At 63.3% G+C, this 17,551-nt stretch carries 15 protein-coding genes; 3 read left to right on the top strand and 12 right to left on the bottom strand.

Annotation, left to right across the window (positions count from 1 at the left end; translation table 11 throughout):
* The coding region (locus tag AC2VON_RS09545; RefSeq protein WP_486952730.1) for a restriction endonuclease at positions 1 to 2,275 on the bottom strand (2,275 nt) is incomplete at its 3' end.
* 138 nt (positions 2,276 to 2,413) lie between these two features.
* Between AC2VON_RS09545 and AC2VON_RS09540 the strand changes: the two genes are divergently transcribed.
* Complete coding sequence (locus AC2VON_RS09540; RefSeq protein ID WP_486952729.1) at positions 2,414 to 3,877, top strand: ApeA N-terminal domain 1-containing protein; 1,464 nt, start codon at positions 2,414 to 2,416, stop codon at positions 3,875 to 3,877.
* 330 nt (positions 3,878 to 4,207) lie between these two features.
* Here the strand turns inward: AC2VON_RS09540 and AC2VON_RS09535 are convergent, their stop codons facing one another.
* The 11 genes from AC2VON_RS09535 to AC2VON_RS09485 form a co-directional block, all read right to left on the bottom strand.
* Complete coding sequence (locus AC2VON_RS09535; RefSeq protein ID WP_486952728.1) at positions 4,208 to 5,128, bottom strand: hypothetical protein; 921 nt, start codon at positions 5,126 to 5,128, stop codon at positions 4,208 to 4,210.
* A gap of 238 nt (positions 5,129 to 5,366) precedes the next feature.
* On the bottom strand, positions 5,367 to 5,735 hold the full coding sequence (locus AC2VON_RS09530) for a hypothetical protein (RefSeq protein WP_486952727.1): 369 nt from the start codon (positions 5,733 to 5,735) through the stop codon (positions 5,367 to 5,369).
* A gap of 1 nt (position 5,736) precedes the next feature.
* On the bottom strand, positions 5,737 to 7,719 hold the full coding sequence (locus tag AC2VON_RS09525) for a DNA polymerase (protein ID WP_486952726.1): 1,983 nt from the start codon (positions 7,717 to 7,719) through the stop codon (positions 5,737 to 5,739).
* A complete protein-coding gene (locus AC2VON_RS09520; protein ID WP_486952725.1) occupies positions 7,716 to 10,913 on the bottom strand; it encodes a DNA primase family protein in 3,198 nt (1,065 codons plus the stop codon). The genes AC2VON_RS09525 and AC2VON_RS09520 overlap by 4 nt, the downstream gene beginning before the upstream one ends.
* A 1,100-nt stretch (positions 10,914 to 12,013) precedes the next feature.
* A complete protein-coding gene (locus AC2VON_RS09515) occupies positions 12,014 to 12,139 on the bottom strand; it encodes a hypothetical protein (protein WP_486952724.1) in 126 nt (41 codons plus the stop codon).
* Between the two features lie 93 nt (positions 12,140 to 12,232).
* Entirely contained in the window at positions 12,233 to 12,466 is a 234-nt protein-coding gene (locus AC2VON_RS09510; RefSeq protein ID WP_486952723.1) for a hypothetical protein, read from the bottom strand.
* 68 nt (positions 12,467 to 12,534) lie between these two features.
* Complete coding sequence (locus tag AC2VON_RS09505) at positions 12,535 to 12,939, bottom strand: hypothetical protein (RefSeq protein WP_486952722.1); 405 nt, start codon at positions 12,937 to 12,939, stop codon at positions 12,535 to 12,537.
* Positions 12,940 to 13,366: 427 nt separating this feature from the next.
* Entirely contained in the window at positions 13,367 to 14,068 is a 702-nt protein-coding gene (locus AC2VON_RS09500) for a hypothetical protein (protein WP_486952721.1), read from the bottom strand.
* 86 nt (positions 14,069 to 14,154) lie between these two features.
* The gene (locus AC2VON_RS09495; protein WP_486952720.1) at positions 14,155 to 14,922 is read right to left on the bottom strand and encodes a hypothetical protein; all 768 of its coding nucleotides are present in this window, start codon (positions 14,920 to 14,922) and stop codon (positions 14,155 to 14,157) included.
* Between the two features lie 133 nt (positions 14,923 to 15,055).
* Positions 15,056 to 15,196 (bottom strand): hypothetical protein, encoded by a 141-nt coding sequence (locus AC2VON_RS09490; RefSeq protein ID WP_486952719.1) that lies wholly within the window; start codon positions 15,194 to 15,196, stop codon positions 15,056 to 15,058.
* A complete protein-coding gene (locus tag AC2VON_RS09485; protein ID WP_486952718.1) occupies positions 15,193 to 15,435 on the bottom strand; it encodes a helix-turn-helix domain-containing protein in 243 nt (80 codons plus the stop codon). Before AC2VON_RS09485 ends, AC2VON_RS09490 begins: the two co-directional genes overlap by 4 nt.
* Before the next feature lie 146 nt (positions 15,436 to 15,581).
* On the opposite strand from AC2VON_RS09485, the gene AC2VON_RS09480 reads away from it, so the two are divergent.
* Together AC2VON_RS09480 and AC2VON_RS09475 are read left to right on the top strand one after the other, a co-directional pair.
* Positions 15,582 to 16,022 carry a helix-turn-helix domain-containing protein gene (locus AC2VON_RS09480; RefSeq protein WP_486952717.1) on the top strand — a complete coding sequence of 147 codons (441 nt, stop codon included), beginning with the start codon at positions 15,582 to 15,584 and terminating at the stop codon, positions 16,020 to 16,022.
* On the top strand, positions 15,976 to 17,223 hold the full coding sequence (locus tag AC2VON_RS09475) for a tyrosine-type recombinase/integrase (RefSeq protein ID WP_486952716.1): 1,248 nt from the start codon (positions 15,976 to 15,978) through the stop codon (positions 17,221 to 17,223). Before AC2VON_RS09480 ends, AC2VON_RS09475 begins: the two co-directional genes overlap by 47 nt.
* The last annotated feature ends 328 nt before the right edge of the window (positions 17,224 to 17,551 follow it).

Raw genomic sequence — 17,551 nt, 5'->3', positions numbered from 1 at the left:
CTTTCTTGTCCCCGTTGTCGAGGATCGCCGTTATCCGCGTGATCAGCGCAGCGGAGATGTCGGCAACGTCGTCCGCCCAGTCCTCCCAGTAGGCGCGTGTGCCCACCTTGTCCACGATGCGGGCGAAGATCGCATCGCGCCATTGAGACAAGGAGAACAACGCGAGCTGACTGGTGAAATCACCTGAACCGTTGCCGCTGTCAGACGAGCCATCATCGGCGGACACCGATTCAGCGTCGCCGTTGGTGTTCACGGGTCCGATGTGAGCGCCCAGAAGCGCGCTGCTGCCGGTGCCGCTTTTGGCGGCGTTGCTGCCCGTGTTCAACGCAATCGAGTTCACATGAGCGTCGAAGCGCTCATCGTGAGCGCGAAGCGCGTTGAGCACCTGCCAAACCACCTTGAACCGCTTGTTATCCGACAAGGCTTGTGACGGACTCACGTCGGCGGGCACCGCGACGGGCAGGATGATGTAACCGTAGTTCTTTCCGTCCCACCCGCGCATCACCCGCCCGACCGACTGCACGACATCGACCACCGAGTTGCGCGGATGCAAAAACAGCACCGCATCCAACGCGGGAACGTCCACACCTTCGGACAGGCAGCGGGCGTTAGTCAGGATGCGGCATTCGTTTTCTGCCAGCGGGGCTTTGAGCCATTCGAGCCGTGCGTGGCGCTGTAGCGCGTTGAAGGTGCCGTCCACGTGTTGCACCGAGCAGTAAAGGTCGGAGTTATTGCTGGCGGCACTGTCATCGTCGCTGTCATCATTGAGGGCTTCACGGTAGGCGTCCACCACGCGGGGGAACATCTGTGCCACCAGCTTCGAGGAGGCGATGTCGCGGGCGAACGCGACAGCGCGGCGCATCGGAACCTCACCGGGGGCGAAGCCCGAGCCGTCAACGGTCGCCCCTGCGCGTTTAGCCAGCCCGTTCCAGCAGCCCACGATGCGGGTCGCGTCATCGAGGTTGAGCTCACTGCCGGGACCGGCGAGCTGGGTCTGCATCGGACCGGCGACTAGGGACTGGTCAACCGTCAACACGAGCACCTTGTAGTCGGTCAGCCGCCCTTTTTCGACCGCTTCCCCGAACCCCAGATGATGAAACTGGGGTCCGAACAACTCCTCGTTGTCCATCGACGCGATCTCCGCCGAATGCTCATCTGCCTTCTCACGTACCTTCTCGTCGTAGATGCGCGGCGTGGCGGTCATATACAGACGACGCTTCGCCTTGATGAACTCACTGTCATGGATGCGGACGAAGTTCGACTCGCCCTCACCGAACAGGGTCACCCCCGTGGTGCGGTGCGCCTCGTCGGCGAGCACCAGGTTGAACTCGGGTGTGCCAAGCTCTTGCGCGCCCGCGACAGTGGGCAGCGACTGATAGGTGCTGAAAACCACCGTCAGCCCATCGGATTCACCGTGAGCGGCGATAGCGGCAGCAAGCTGGTCAGATTTCGTGGTCACCGGAATGGCGACATCGTGGACCTTGGAGTCCTCGGCGGCGCGCGACACCTTGGTGTCCGAGCACACCGCGAACGCGCGCAACGGCATCCCAGCCTGCGCAGTCCACTCCCGAAGGGTCTGCGATAGCAGCGAAATCGACGGAACACAAAACAGCACGAACGCGCGTCCGCCGTTGCGAAGCGCGGTGCCTTCAGCGATCTTCAACGAGGTGAACGTCTTGCCCGTGCCGCACGCCATGATCAGCTTGCCGCGATCATTGCCGGTGGCGAACCCGTCGAACACCTTCTGCACGGCGGTCTGCTGATGGGGCCAAGGTTCGTTTCTCGCCGCTTCCTTCAACGTGACATCGAACTCGTCACCGGCCCATTCGACCTGCCAGTCAATCGGTGACCCCGCTATCTCAGCCAAAGACAACCGACTGACGGGCTTGGACCGCCCCTCCAAGGCGTCCTCGGCGTTTTTACCCCACTTGTCCGTGGTCGAGACGATGATGCCTTTGGAGAACGGCTCCTTTCCCAGCGCGTTCAAGAATGAGTCGATGTCCTTCTTGGACAGGGTGTGCTCAGGTTCGTAGAATTTGCACTGGATCGCCGTCAGTTCTCCGGTGTCACGGGAACGCGCCACCAGGTCGATACCGAGGTCAGGCTTACCCTGGCGGTCGGGGTAGTCGATCCACCGCCAAACCTGGTCGTACTCCTGACTCTGGGCGGGGTCCAGCTTGAAGTAGTGGACCATCAGCTTCTCGAACTTCGTGCCCCGTTCCGAATTCGACGGTGCCTGCCGAAACGCCTCGATGACCTCGTGAATCGTCCCCATATGCCCACCTTCACGTCGAGCCACCTGCCTGGACTGTCATCATCGCTCACAGCGAATAGGTCGGAGAAGGTGGCACGCCGACATGCCTGTGCTGATCGGAGATGAGTTAAGGACGGCACGGCGTCCTAGTATGCGAAGATGACCGACTACCTGTCCTCCGAGGCGACTTGGCGCGGACAGTTCTGGCTGCCAGGTCAGTCAGGCGAAAACGACCAGCAGGGCATCCTCACCTACAAGCCGGACGCGGGCGTCACCTTGTCCCTGGTCGGTGGGTTTGACGCCGGAAGCGTGACCGGTTTGGCTTCCGTTACTCCAGCATTCAGGGAACGCTCCGGGCGGTTCTCCGTCATACACGGTGTCGCTGGCGGTAAGTCAGTGACCCTGCTGGACTGCATCATCACAAGATCAACGCAAGGAATGTTTTCACCACAGGCAAGAGACCAGGAAATCCATGCCCAGCAACTCCTGGTCGGGGTTCTCCTGCACGACCCCGATTCTCAGACGTTCAGCGGACTGACGCTGGAGCTGGAGAACCTGACCGCCTGGGACGTGAACGACAAAATCACGGTCCAAACCGAAGGTGACTCAACCGTCCCAAGCGAGCGCAAGTGGAAGGTCACCGTCGAACCGGCTGAACCCCTCATCGCGAACGTGGACGGACTGACCGTCGAGCTACGGCGGCGACACAGCGCGCCTAGTGGAGAGACCCAACGGCATGGACTTGATGTGTCGATGTTCGCGGCGTCATCCTTCAGGATCACGTCGTCGGAGCCGAAGTCGTTAGATGGGTGGGATGACATCGGCAAGTTGTTCCAGGACTTGCTCACCTTTGCCATGGACAGCCCGTGCGCGGTGTTGTTCCAGAGCCTGACGCCCTCGGAAGCGCTACTAAATGATCCGGCGGCGCAGGCTCGGAATGACATTGTGCTGTACGCCCAGCACGTCATCGTGGGTGACCCCACGGCTTCATCGCCCGAGCGAAGGATAGCTCTGTTCACGCTGGCGACCGAGGGCATCGAGTTCGGCACCTTCATTCCGCTTTGGTTCCAGGTCTACAACCAGTTCAAGGTCACCTTCGAGATGATCCTAGGTCTGCACTACGTCAACGGAGGTTACCTCCAGACCGACCTCATCACCGCTGTCGGCGCTGCCGAAGCACTCCACGAAGGGCTCGGCTTCGACCCGCCCATGCCCAAGACCGAATTCAAGACTTTGAAGAAGACCTTGCTTGAGCATGTTCCGGAGAACCATAAGCAGTGGCTAAGCGATAAGCTCGGGCACAATACCCGCACGCTGCATACCAAGCTGCTGAAACTCGCCGAGACTCCCGATGCTGAGGTGATGTCCAGGCTGTTGCCCAATCCAGAAGCGTGGGCGAAAGCCACCAAGAAGGAACGTAATCCAGTCGCCCACGGCGGCAAGAACATGAGCAGCGACGTGAAGTTGCTCAGCGCCATCGTCAAGATGACGACCGCCGTCGTGTACCTGAACCTGCTGCACCAGCTCGGTATCCAGAAGGAACGGTTGATGTTCGCGGTCTATGACAACCCGACCCTCGCGTCCGCAGCCAGGCTCGCCCAAGCGCAGTGGCCGGGAGGATGACAACGCGCCAGACGACGGTCACGTCCCCGCCCATCGCCCGCAGCACTCTCAGGCAATCAGCCCACAATTGCGCATTTCGTAGCGCGGGGCGTATCGGCACCCGTAGCGGTACCCATATCAGTGCCCGTAGCCATGCCCGTAGCGCTCGCCGTAGCGATGTCCGTAGCGGATGAGGAGGCTTCCGGGATGGTTCTAAAACGTGCAGGTCAAGCTAGTTTTTTGAACAAGACAGTGGTCTTCAAACTCGCCCGCTACACACGCCCGTCCGTAGCGTGGGTTCGTAGCGCGGGTCCAGGCACCGTTACGGGGAGGGAATGGGCGCTCAGCCGACTACACGGCGGTGAGCTGGCGGGCGGAGCGGTCCTGGACCTGAGCGGCGGCGGCGTCGCGAACGTTCCGGACGACGCCGGGTGTGACGCCGAGCCGCGCGGCGGTCGGCTTGAGGCCGCCCCCGGATTCGAGTTCCGAAAGAATCTCCGCGACGACCCCAGCGGGTTGGCGAACCGCGCCCGAGTTGACGATGCGGGTCGCCAAGGTCGTCAACTCGGGTGCGGTTGCCGCACCCGCTGGGGTCGGTACGCGGTCGCCGCTGAGGGTCGCTACCGCACCTGATGGGGTCGTTTTGTGGTCGGCGGCGCGGGTCGCTACCGCACCTGATGGGGTCATTTTGGGGTCGGCGGCGCGGGTCGCTACCGCACCTGATGGGGTCATTTTGGGGTCGGTGGCACGGGTCGTTGGGCGGGTGACATGCACAGAGGACGCGAGTGCGCTGGGCTCGGCAGGGGCTATGCCGACCTTCATCCTCGCCGCCAGCGGGGCAGTCAGAACTAGCCCGCGAGTCGCGCCGAAAACCGACAAGTCGATGACCACGGGAGCGACCCAGGCGATTCTGGTAGGCACACCCATCGCCACGGTGAAGGTGAAAATCCCGTATGCGCTCCAGGCGAACGCCCCTACGGTGACTCCCCACGCAACGACGGTCAGCAAACGGTCACGGTCGTTTCGTCCGAGCATCCTGGCGAGCGTCGGCAATCCGTGGATAGCGAGCATCAGGAGCGCGGGAGGTGCCGACGCCCAACCGATAGCCATGCCACGCTGCGGTCCGGGCGCGACGGTCAGGACCGCGTGCCCGACGTTTCCGGCGACGCTCAGCGAGGTCGCCACGGTAAGCCACAGCCACAGAAAACGGCGGTCAGCCCTCATCGTTCGAGAAGCCGCCTCAGCTTCGACAACGGCGTGCTTCTTGCTCACGGTCATGTGTCCTTTCCGGGTCGGTCCGAGTCTTGCTCATCCCTCAGACACGGGAAGAGACTGCGCGCGTCCGGCCCATGCTCACGGACCAGCCGGTCCAGCGCCGCCCGCAACGCGGCGGGGTTGCGCCTCAGCCAATCGGGCAATGGCTCGTCATCGGGAACGCGGGACATCCACAGCGTGTACAGCGACGGCGGGGACAGGCGAGGGCGGGGACGGGGACGGGGACGGCGGGCGGTCACGGTGCCACCCGCCCTTCGTGTTCAGCCTGCGCGTCCGCCGCGTTCGCATCGAATGCCTCGGCGGAGTTCTCCAACGCTTGTCGCAGCCCGCCCACGGCGGTCAGCCGACGTTCCCGTGCCTCCCTGAACTCCAACAGCGACTTTTCGAGTTCGTCGGCGGAGAACCACGCTTCAGACATATCCGGAATTAGCGAAATGTCCCGCAGCGGGTCGCGTTGACTGTCCGTGTCCTTAACGCGATCTGCTACCTCGGCGGCGGATTCGAGCACCGCGTCGAGGGCGTCGAGGGCGGCGGTCACCGCCTCCAGCCGCTCTTGGACAGCGTCCAGGTCTTCGCGTCCGTACGGTTCGGGGGCATCGTGCATTTCATTTCTCCTCTGTTGTCGATTCCTCGGACGCGGTGTCCGCAGGCTTTGCTACATCTGATTTTTCGCACCAGCGGGAGCCAAGCGTCTTCACCTCCACGGTGATGGGCACACCCTGGAACACCGTCTCCATCGCTTGCTTGATGCGCTCGCAGGCGGCGTCCGCGTCGGTGGTGGGGACTTGGAAAAGAATCTCGTCATGAACGGGTAGCAACATGTTCTCGCTGAATCCCGCTTCATCCAAACGGAACACCGCACCCAGCAGCAGGTCTCGCGCGAGTCCCTGGATGATGAGGTTGAAGCCCGCCCAGGCTCTCGTGGGGTCGATGGACTGAAACCGACCGGACGGCAGGGTCCAGAACGGTTTACCGGCTGCGATACCTGGCTTGACGGTCGTGTCGAACCAGCTCTTGAGCTGGGGGAAGCGTCGCCTGTACCCTGCCAGAATCTCCGTCGCCAAGTCCGGGTCGATGTCGGCGTTCGAGGCAAGCGTTGCAACGCCGCCGCCATACATACTTCCGAGCACGATGGTTTTCGCGAGCTTGCGGTCATCGACGGTCGCGGCGTTCCCCCAAACTTGCCAGGCGACCAACCAGTAGGGATCTCGCTCCCGTTCCTGTCGCTCGGTGGCGTCGGCAGGCAGTGGCGCGACGTACATGCGGGTCAGCTCGGGGTCGCCGGTCACGGCGGCGGCGACACGCATCTCGACGGATGAGAAGTCGGCGGAAATCAGGGTCATGCCGTCGTCCGCCACCAGGCACGGCTTGACGGGCTCGGGGACGTTCTGGAGATTAGGTGACTTCGATGCCATGCGCCCGGTCGTCGCCTCGTTGGACGCGATCTCGGCGTGCACACGGTCACCCAGCGTGCGGAGGTAGTGAACGTAATAGGTACTTATCTCCTTGTCGGAGAGCTTCCACTCGCGGTACAGCGGCGAGGCGGCGGAACCCGCCGCCGTGTATTTCTTCAGCGCGCGCTTATCGAGGGCCGGCTGTAGCTTCCCGTCTGCCGTCCTCTTCATCGGCACCGTGATGCCCTCGGCACGGATGGCTTCGGCGACGGACTCGGTGGTCGGACTCTCCTTCGCCGAGGTCTTCGACCGCTCGAACATGACTCCACGGTCTTCCAGCTCAGCCCGTGTACGGGTGCAGGTGGCGTGTGCCTCGCGGAGTTGCTGGCGAGCCCGTTCCACGTCCAGCTTCACGCCCCGGTGGGTCATTTCACAGACCACGCGGGCGATGCGGTGCTCGCGGTCAATCACGTCCGGCCACAGTGCCCCGGCGATTGGGTCGATGGTCGCAGCCAGATTCGCGCTGTCGAAAACGTCAGCCGCGCAATAGGTCACAAACGCCGGGTCGTCCCGGGGGATTTGTGCCCAGGTGTTCCTGTCTCGGGGGTCGCCATGTACGTCCCCGTTCGCATCCACGGTCACGTCTTCGTAGGCGTGCCAGTTGCCCGCGCCAACGCCTTTGGTGCCCATGCGCTTCTGTACCTTCACCAGGTCGGCTTTGGCATCCAAGGACACGGCGGCGTCCCCGCACCAGGCTTTGGTGAGCGCCTTCAGGTCCAGCGGCGCGTTGCCCAGCCGCCCGTTCTTCTGTACCAGCAGCGTCGCCAGAATCAGGGTGTCCGTGGTTCGGTCCCACGCCGCGAGTACGGAGTCGAACACCCCGACCCGCACCAGGCGCAGAATGTCGAATCCCGCGTTGTGTGCGGTCAATCGGTACGTCTCGTCGTGCAGGATGTCCCGGGCGGCGGCGACATGCGCTGGGTCGTCGGGGTCGAGCAGCACAGCGACATGCGCGCTACCTACCTGGATAGAGGTCAGGCGGTCGCGCGGGTCCGATGGGTGCAGGGCATTCGTCTCAACGTCAAACGCCAGGAACTCGCCGGGAAGCAGCGAGGCTCGGAGCGCATTGATGGCATCAGTTGGGTCGTTCCCGGCTTTGAGGAAATACGTTGCGCGAGCTGTTGTAGTGGTCATTGGTGACTTCCTTCCTTAAAGCGTGTTGGGTCGAGGGCGATGGCGTATCCCATACGGCAGAACTGCAAGAACTCGACATCAGCCTTGCGGTCGGCAGCAACGGTGGCGTAGTGCGTGGCGTGTTCCAGTACCGCTTTCTTGGCATCCCGTGCATCGGTGGCTTCGTTGACGGTGGTGCGCAAGGCATCCAGGTCGATGGTGTTGTCCTTGGTTGCCCTCTTCTCACCCATCGTCAGGGCATGTTGAGCTTTCTTGACCACCTTCTCGGCGGCGGCTAACGCCCGTTTGGCCGGGGTGACCGCAAGTCCGGCAGCTTTGGCGTCCTTGGTGAGGGCTACCTTGTCGCCCTTCGACACGAACGTCCCGAGGTATTCGGCGTCCTTCCCCAGGGTGTCCGGCGCTCCGAGGCGACGCTCCAGCAGGGTTACGCCGTGGTCAGCCAGCACCTCGTGGACAGACCGCAAGTACCCGCGCGCCTGTTCAGGCGGCAATTCCAGCGTCCGCGCCAGGTCGGTCAGTGTGACTACGGCGGGCAGTCCGGACAGCTCGGCTCTACGGCGCTCCTGCTCGCACCTGTTCTGGAACTCCGTCTGCCGCGCCGGGATTGGTGGAAGTGCCGTCCCCCGCTCGCGGGCAAGCTTCCAGAACTCCGTGCCCATCCGCGCCAGCGCGGGGTGTGTGCCTTGGTCGTTTTGGACAGTGGCGCTCGGCGTCGGCGGCGGGGTAGGGGACGGTTCGGAGGTGACCGGGGAACCGCCATCAGTGTCGGAGGTACCGCCGTCCGTGTCGGGTTCCGTGTCGGGTTCCGTAACGTGCGGGGCAGCGGGCGGCTCCCATACCCCTACCCGTCCGATGATCGCCTTCGCCGTGGCGCGTGACCACTCACGGTTGAAGTCAGAACTCGGCACCGCCACGTCCACATGTCCGTTTCCCGTGGACATGTTGATACCCGGCGAAGTTTCCGGCGGCAGTAGACGGCACCCGAACACCCGTCGCTTCCCGTCCTCGGCGGGGGTGCGTCCTTCTCGGACACTGAACGGCTGGCGGGAGATGGCGGCGAGGAAACGGCTTCTTGCCAGCGGCTTGCGCCCGACCGACGCGGTGAAGGATGTATAGGCTTCGTATAGTTCAACCTTGGTCGCTGCCCATTCGGCGACAACAGTTCCCGTCGCCGTCCACGCCGACGCGGGGGCAATCTTGACGCGCTCGTCCATGAACTCCGACACCGGATTGGTGGCGTCTGCGAACGCACGCAGCGCCTCCGGGGCCGGCGACAGGAACTGCCCTCCGCGTGCGACCCGCGCCGTGCGGGCGGCGAGAATACGATTCAGGATTCCTGACAGTTCCGCACGTAGTCGAGCGCCGATGCCTCTATCCTCTTGCCCGACATTTGACTTCGTGAAGAACACCGGGCACAAGCGGGCTCCCACCGAACCCGAGGTGTCGTTGAAATGGGGCAGGTCATTACCCATGAAGACCATGAAGGCTCGGCAGTAAAACTCCCACAGCTTCCCGTACTTCAGCTCCGCCGGGACCGCGTCCCCACCCAGGGCGCGCTTCATTGTCGAGAAGTCGTGGATGGCGGCTTCAGGGGTCTCCCCGCTGAGATTGAGCAGCTTGCGGTACAGCTTCGCGTTCTGCACTGGGCGGTTCTCCGCCATCTCGGAGAGGGACAGGGCGGTCTGAAACGCGCGTGGCACCATCGCCGAGAGGATGTCGTTTCCGAGGGTGCCCTTGCCCGCGCGGGGTTCCCCGTACAAGTACAGGGCGCGGTCAGGTGCCCGCAGTCCGGCGGCGGTGTCGAGTAGACCCGTGAGGGCGTCCAACAGAATGTCCGCTTGGTCTGACCCGTCCGCCAGCGCTGTTGCCTGCGGCAGCCATGAATCGAACTCGGGGCAGGTTGCGGCTGGGTCGTAGGGGACGGACAGCTTCGCGGTCACGAACACGTCTGGCGAGAACGGCAACAACCTTCCCGTCTCCATGTCCAGAAGCCCGTTTTCGACGGGCAGCAGCCCGTCCGTGTCGGGTACCTCGGGGATGACTTTCCCTTGGGCGTACAACTGGGCTTGGATGATGTCAGTTACGGATGAGACGAACTGGGTTCGGTAGTCATCGCCAAGCAGATCAGCCAGTCCCTCGCAGACGATTGCTGACCCTCGCTGAGAACCGGCGTTGCGGTCGGCGGTGTACAGCCCGGTGTCGGCGTCGAACCGGTGCAGCACACCGCTCTCGGCGTCGATAGCCAGCGGTGCCATCTTCATGATGGCTTCGGCACATGCCTTGGTGCGCAGCCCGCCGGCGAACGGGTGGAAGTACGTGTACGCCTCGTCGTCCTCGGCATCCGCGCGGCGACGTGACGGACGTACGTCAGCGGGGGACGGGATCGCATCATCGAACAGTTCCAGCATGAACGGCGGACGTTGCAGAACCGGGATAGTCGCCAGCACGTCGTCCAGCCCGTCTGTGCCTCCCGAGCCGTGCAGCTGCGCGAACAGTACGGCTCGGCGTTTGGTCAAGCGAGCCCGGACAGCTTTACCCAACCGGTCCATTGCGGCGTACACGTCCGGGTTCGCACTGGCGTCGGCATCGGGAATGATGACTACCCGAGTCGCACCCTTGATGACGTGAGCGATGCCCGGGGCGAGTTTCCCGTGGACCAAACCTCCGTGGCACCCGGCGATGCCCATCACCATCATCGACGGGTCATGCGCCAAGGCGGCGGCACCTGCCAGTGCCTGCTTCGTGCCTTCGATGATGACTACGGTGTGCCCGACCGGCGGGGTCGCCAACGGGGCACTCCGAAGGGCAACAGGCGAACCTGTTCCTTTCGGGAAGACGTACTTGGTGTCTGGATTACGAGGGTGGTCTGGACGAAACTGCCATGTCACCCAGCCTGTGCGCGGGTCTGGGTACCCGAACAGGATGCCGCTCGGCGCGTCTTCGTCCACCGACCACCGAAACGCCTCTGGTACCTGCTGGTACGTGGTAACGGAGCGCAGGTGTTGCCCAACGTGCGGCTGTGCTAGGTACTCGTCGGTGATGGCGCTTTTGGCGAGGTACTCACGGTGCTCGGGAGTCAGTGGCTCACCCGGCAAGGCGTCGCACACAGGCTCGGGCAGCGTGATGTCATCCCAGTCCGGTGGTACGTCAGGCGGTGGAATGTCGCCCCAGTCCGCAGGTGGTGATAAGCTCATGGCATCTCCTGAAACGGGCGGGTAGCGGTCGTCAGCCGCAGTGACCTGCCCGTTTTCCTTTCTCTAAGCGGGTATCAGCTCGGGATCGTGCGGGAGGGGCTTGACCCGCGTGCCCCAGAGCACGTCGGCGTCTGCCGGTTTGACCAGGTAGAGATCGCGTCCCATTTCGGTAGTGGCGAGATAGCAGGGCAACTTCCCGATCCGTATTGCGTGCATGACCGTCGGTCGTGCGAGCCCGTACCTCCTCGCAATTCCGCTGACGGTGCATAGACCGATGCGCTGAGCGCGTATATTCCGCTGCTTCATGATGTTCAATATATCTCCGAATTCTGAAATTCAAGGATTCCCCAATCGACCATTCCTGCATGGTGTTAATATCACGTTATCGCAGGTCAGCTGCCTAGTTAATGGGTCAAATAGGTGTGGGGACAAGGAATGCACACGTCAATGTTGGTGGACATAATCCCTATACGGCAGCCGTCAGCAACGGCGTCGGCAGCAATACGCCTTAGTCGCGCGTGATGAACGTCACATCGTGCGTTGATGAACGGTGCCGCGCGGCTGTGTCTGGCGGCTCGGGGCCCCCGTACCGGGGCTGAGGCTGGGACAGTGCTAAGCAAACTCCCGAGGGTGGTCACGGCGTGACATCGCCTAGTGAGTCGGTCAAAACCGACGCCCACGGGAGGGTGGCAGTTTTCCTTGTCCGGGTGGCAGTTCTACCTGCGGAAACACGAAGGGTGGCAGTTTTGGGGGGTCGCCGGGAAAACCCCCTATAGGTAACTCTTATCCGGGGATAAGCACTTGCTCGTAGAGGGGTGCGCTAGAACGCTGCCACTTTTGCCACTTTTGCCACCCACCTATCCTGACCTGTGGAAATCCCCGTCGGGTCGCCGATGAAAACTGCCACCGGAGTTGCCACTTCTGCCACCCGACGAGGAAACCGTGTTCGCACACCGGTTCGATTGAAGCGTCGCCGTAGGGCGTCTAATCCGTTCTCAGCAAACTTTCCTTGCCGACACCGACACCGTCACCGTCACCACCGTCACCGACCACCGACCACCGCCGTCACCGGCACCGGCACCGTCACCGAACCGTCACCGTCACCGACCACCGACCACCGCCGTCACCGGCACCGTCACCGTCACCACCGTCACCGTCACCACCACCGTCACCACCACCGTCACCGTCACCGAACCGTCACCGTCACCGACCACCGCCGCCGTCACCGACCACCGTCGTCACCGGCACCGTCACCGAACCGTCACCGCCAACCGTGGACCAGTTGAATTTCGTGTCCGTCGCCATGGTGATGGTCCAGGTCAGTCGCCTGCAGCCCGCCGTGCCCAGGGGGACAGGTTATATCCGCTGCTCAGGAATTTATCGGGTACGATCCTGGCATGTGCCGAGCCAAGTCCGAAGGCGGTCGCCGCTGCCGATGCGACGGCACCAAGCCGCTGCCCCGCAACCGCGCCGAACGCCAGGCGGAACTTGCCCAGCGCGCCGCCACGGCAGCCGCTCGCCGCACCCGCAAAGCCACCGACCAGCGTCGTCATCGAGAGAGGAAACCCGCTGTGGCACACTCGCCGTCCGTCAAGGAGTCCAAAGCGTTGACCGCCGCCCGTCAGCGGCTGGAAATGGCACGGGCGGCGGGAGCTAGCCAGAAGGTCATCGACATGCTGTCTCGGCGCGTGGACGCCGCCAAGCCCAAGCCCAAGACGGCGGCACAGGCAGCGTCATCCGCGCCGTCGGTGGAAAACCCGTTCGCCGAGCTGCTCGCGTCGTGGGGAATGCCGTCGGCATCGGCGTCACCACCGCCGTCATCGGCATCGCCCGTGCCACCGCCACCGCCACCGCCCGTGCCACCGCCACCGCCATCGCCATCGGCATCGCCCGTGCCACCGTCACCGGCATCGGCATCGGCATCGGCATCGGCATCGCCGGCACCGGCATCGCCCGTGCGGCGTATCCCCGCCGCCGATGCCCCGTTCGCCGGCAGGGTATTCCCCTCGCCGGACAGCCCGTCCACTTCCGTCGCCGCTGCCCACCACGCTCGGGCTGTCCTCCAAGCCCAGGGGCAGTCGCAGCTCCTCCCGTTCGAGCCCGACCACGTGCTCGCCGTCGCCCACGGGGAGGGCGCACGATGGGTGCCAATCGAGGACGGGCAGTGGGCGATCACCGCCCGTGGCGATGAGGTCCGTCCAGACGGCACCGTGGCGGTAACCCGCCGCGATGGGTCTCAGTCAGTCGAGAGGATCTCATCCGTGGTCACCTCCGGGCTCGTGGACGGGCACTGGGTGGGCGTCGTGCGTCCCGCCCTGCGCGGGTAGCCGCCTCCCAACGGAAGAAGCCCCGCCCGATGAACCCGGACGGGGCTTCTTGTGAATCTCCTTGTGCTATGGGGTAATTGGGTTGTGAACGGGGCGGGCTGTTACACCCGCCCCGTCCGTTGGTGGTTAGTGGAACACCCTGCCATCGGGCAAGGTCACCGCTCCTCCATGCAGAACCTTGTTGAGGTCTGCGGCACTGCATCCGAGAATCTGTGCTCGGAGGGTCACACCTCGCAGTTGCGGGGTCTGCCGAGACGGAGAGCCACATTCCCAGCAGTTTCCGTACTCACCGGTCAGGTCTTCGCCACATACCGCACATTCGGAGTAGTCACCCGACCCCGAGGGTTCCCCGAGGTCACGTACCCATTCCCGCTCGCGCTCCCGTTCTTTCTCCTCCAGTTCACGGCTGCGTAGCTTCAGGAACCCCTCGTGCTGGACGAGGCGGCTGTGAGCTTCCTCCCCGAGGTGTTGAAGCCTTGACTTGAACTCCTTGGGGGTGAGGCTGCTCCAGTAGGTGATGCTCTGCGGGAAGGGGAACTCGATGGAGAGCCTCTCCTCTGGGGTCAGCTCAGCGGGTAGGAAGAGGGGGCTCCACCCACCCATCACGAGCTGCGGCACGTCCGGCCACGTGAAGCCGAAGTCTCCCCGTGACCGAGAGATGATGGTGGCAACGAACCCTGCTTGGTGGGCGGCAGCCTCGATGTGAGTCCTCTGGTACTTCGACTTAACCACCGAAGGGGTTTTGCGCGGCACGTCCCACTTGGGCAGGAACGCTGCCACACGGTCGGCGGCTTGGCGCTGCCACTCGGGTGTGTTGAACTGCGACATTTCTAATCCCCTTGATCTTGTTGTACTGCATGGGTGTGGTTGCGGACAGGGCGGGCGTCATTGCACCCGCCCTGTCCGCGTGAGGGTCAGACCCGTTCGGCGACGATGCCCTGCTCGATGTCAGCCAGGTCGACGGTGTACGTCGCCTCGGCGGGCAAGAAGTCGATGGCGACGGCTGCCAGCTCAACCGCCAGCTCCTCGACCTTCTCGGGCGTGTCCGCCGCCGCGATTTCCTCGGCGGTCACGTCCTCGTAGACGGCTTCCCAGTCGATGATGGTCGTTTCTATCCTGCTGACCTCGATGTGGTCGATGCGGTCTGACCACTTCAGGAATCCGCCCGAGACCGTCCATTTGTCAGCCGGGTTTTCCTTACCGGAAATCCATTCGGCATGGAGAACGACTCCTGCCCGCTGTGCCGCCGCGCGCAGTTCCCCGGCTTTCCCGCCGCCGGTTTCGCGATTGGCGTAGACCAGCCATTGAGCATCGACCATCAGATTCAGTTTCAGCAGGTCGAGACCTCGCCGCTCACGAACTTTTCCGGCTAGCCAGACAGCCTTTTTCGCAGCTGCCATCTCCGCCGCCGATTGCTCGTCGTTCTCATCGAAATCCCTTCCGTGCCAAACGGGTTCGCCGTCCTGGTCGCAAATTCCGAACCGAAGCTTGGACGCTTTGGCGTCCGAAAACAGCGTGATTTCATGGGTCGCCGACGCCGCGCGCTGGGCGCGGGCACCGGACCGCATCTCGGCGTAGTCGATTCCATGCGTGAGCAGCGCTTTCTTGAATCTCGGGAAGCGCTGTTGCGTCATCAGACAGTGGTCTTCCGCCCACTTTCGGAGGGCAGAGTGCTCGGTCATCTCCCGCAGCTCGTCAATGTGCTCGGCGACCAGCTCGGCGATGGTGGGATTTTTCGTGCTCACGTGTTAATCTCCTTATTGATTGGCTTGCTGTTCGGAACCCCGCCCTCCACGGCGGGGCTTTCTGCTTTCTCTATTCGGTCTCGTCCTCGAAGACCCTTCGCACCTCCTCTCGATTCCGCCGGTACAGCTCGAACGCCACGCGGCGCTCGGCGTCGGTCTCGTAATCGGACCCGTACCGGGACAGCCAACGGGTCCAGGTCGGGTCGCTCACGAAGCCGCCCCGCCTAGCACCCGTGCCACCTCAGCGGCGGGGATTAGCGCCCGCCGAGTTATCGGCGCACGGCGCAGGTCGCCGTCCGCGAGCATCTTGTAGACGGTGCTGCGAGAGACCCGCAGCTTGGAAGCGGTCTCACTAACCGTGAACACCCTCGGCATCTGCTGCTGCTCCTCTAACCTCTTTTCGAGACGGCGAGCCACTTCCGCCTCTATCGCCTGCTCCAGGCTGGTCACCGTTACCCTCCTGCGGTGTCTGATATGTCCGTCCAGAGTGTCTGGAATAGCCATACAGTAGCACACGGGAGACGAATATGGACGAGAAATCGTGTCAGAGCGTCCAGATAATCCATACGAGACGACGGGTATGCCATACTCAGGTAGTGGTGCTGAAGAACCTGGGAGCGTCGAGCTGGTCGGTTGCGTATGTGCTCAAGAGCGAACGCGACCGCCAGCGGTTGTCGCTGCGCGACCTGTCGGCGCGGATGTCAAAGGACGTGCGGCTCTCCCACAGCACGCTGTCCGAGATAGAGCGCGGCGACCGCCGTGTGACTGTTGATGACCTCACGGTTCTGGCTGTCGCACTGGGTATTTCCCCTGCGACGTTCTTGATGCCTGTATGGGATCGCACCACGGGCAGTCACGTGGATGAGGAGGAGACCATCCAGTTGACGGGAACACCGGGAACCTCCGTGCGACGGATTGTGGACTGGGTTCGCGGGGACGCACCGCTGAACGAGACCGCCGACGCTCACGAGATCGAGTCGTTCCGTCGCGGTGCGCTCCCGAAGTGGTTATGGCACGAGGAGGGGGGCGATGGCTAGGCGACAGCTCCCGCCACAGATCAAGAAGCTGGTCATCGGTGCTGACCACAACGGGCGCGACATCCTCCGTTACGAGGTCGTCGCTGACATCGGGGAAAAAGGTAGCAAGCGAAAGCAAACAAGGAAGCGGTTCAAGACCGAAGCCGCCGCACGGGCGTTCCTCGATCCCATTTTGGGAGATAAGGCGCGCGGACTCCACGTCGCGCCCAGTGATCTACTGGTCAAAGACGCTGTGACAAGGTGGCTGGCGGCACAGCGAATCGAGCAAAAAACCCTTGACGCATATACGAACAACTTGCGCCCCGTAGTCGAGCAGTTCGGTGGCCGGACGATTCAATCCGTCACCAAAGATGACATCGAGCAACTTGTCCAGGCGCTCATCGACGGCACCACAGCGCGAGGAGCCTGGGCGGCAACCAGCATCAACCCGATGTTGTCACGGCTTCGCTCGATGATGGACGACCTCATGGGTCAGGGTGTGATTTCTCGCAACCCAGCACGGCTGGTGAAGAACGTGCGGCGCGAGGACACGAAATCGCCAGAACCGCCGACCCGCGTGACCCTGACCGCCGAGCAGGTGCGCCACCTTCTCGATCATGTCGAAGGCACCGAGGACGAGGTGCTGGTGTTGCTGGCTCTCCTTGGGATGCGCCGTTCGGAGATAGTCGGATTGCGGTGGTCGCATGTGGACTTGGACGCCAAGACGATCACCGTCGAGCGCGCTGTTGTACCTACCAGTGTCGGGACCGAGGACAAGAAGCGGACCAAGACTACTGCGTCGGGGCGAACCCTCCCGCTGCCCGATCATGCGGTCGAGACCTTGAACCGCGTACGGCGTCGGTATCTGAGAGAACGTCTCGCGTCTGGCTCGGCATGGACGGGTGAACCTGACGGACACGTGTTCTTCAAACCCGATGGATCGCGGTACGCGCCCGCGACCGCCGACCGTCGTTGGACTCGTGCGATGCACGCTGCGGGACTGGAGCCGATTAACCTGCATGGCGGCAGACACACCGCCGCCACGTTACTGCTGCTGCAAGGCGCACCTTTGGCTGTGGTTGCCGCCTGGCTCGGGCACGCGAACGGCGATGTCACTATGCGGGTGTACGCCCATGCCCAGAAGCAAGCCATCGAGGCGGCGGCATCCACCTTCGACGGGATGTACGGCAAGAAGCCGGGCTCCGGCGCGGAAGCGAAGTAAGGCACCGACGAGGCGGTCTCTTTCCCGCACCCCTGTTCGATTGCTTGCGATTTCGATGTCACGGAGCGCTCAATGCAGACGTGCCCTTCCCGCGTCACCCATCCTTACCATGATGTTTCTGACCGCTCGTTGTCACGGCGCTGTCACATGTCCTACGCCCGCAGGCGGACTCATCGAACGCTGAGCTGTGGCGTCTGGAAAATCCATACAGATAGCCACCAGCGAAAACGCGAGGAGCACGCCTCGAAAGCGTGTGACGGCTAACACCGTCCGAGGGTTCAAATCCCTCCGCCACCGCCATAGCCCTGGACCCTGCATAGCTGGTAAA

The organism is Mycobacterium sp. TH-M82 (assembly GCF_057473605.1).
Note: the sequence above shows the minus strand (reverse complement) of the source record. Positions and strands in the feature narration are given on the sequence as shown.

Bases quoted from the DNA above. Each gene is read 5' to 3' on its own strand.
- AC2VON_RS09540 (WP_486952729.1), top strand. From the start codon at position 2,414: ATGACCGACTACCTGTCCTCCGAGGCGACTTGGCGCGGACAGTTCTGG.
- AC2VON_RS09530 (WP_486952727.1), bottom strand. From the start codon at position 5,735: ATGCACGATGCCCCCGAACCGTACGGACGCGAAGACCTGGACGCTGTC.
- AC2VON_RS09525 (WP_486952726.1), bottom strand. From the start codon at position 7,719: ATGACCACTACAACAGCTCGCGCAACGTATTTCCTCAAAGCCGGGAAC.
- AC2VON_RS09520 (WP_486952725.1), bottom strand. From the start codon at position 10,913: ATGAGCTTATCACCACCTGCGGACTGGGGCGACATTCCACCGCCTGAC.
- AC2VON_RS09510 (WP_486952723.1), bottom strand. From the start codon at position 12,466: ATGACGACGCTGGTCGGTGGCTTTGCGGGTGCGGCGAGCGGCTGCCGT.
- AC2VON_RS09500 (WP_486952721.1), bottom strand. From the start codon at position 14,068: ATGTCGCAGTTCAACACACCCGAGTGGCAGCGCCAAGCCGCCGACCGT.
- AC2VON_RS09495 (WP_486952720.1), bottom strand. From the start codon at position 14,922: ATGACCGAGCACTCTGCCCTCCGAAAGTGGGCGGAAGACCACTGTCTG.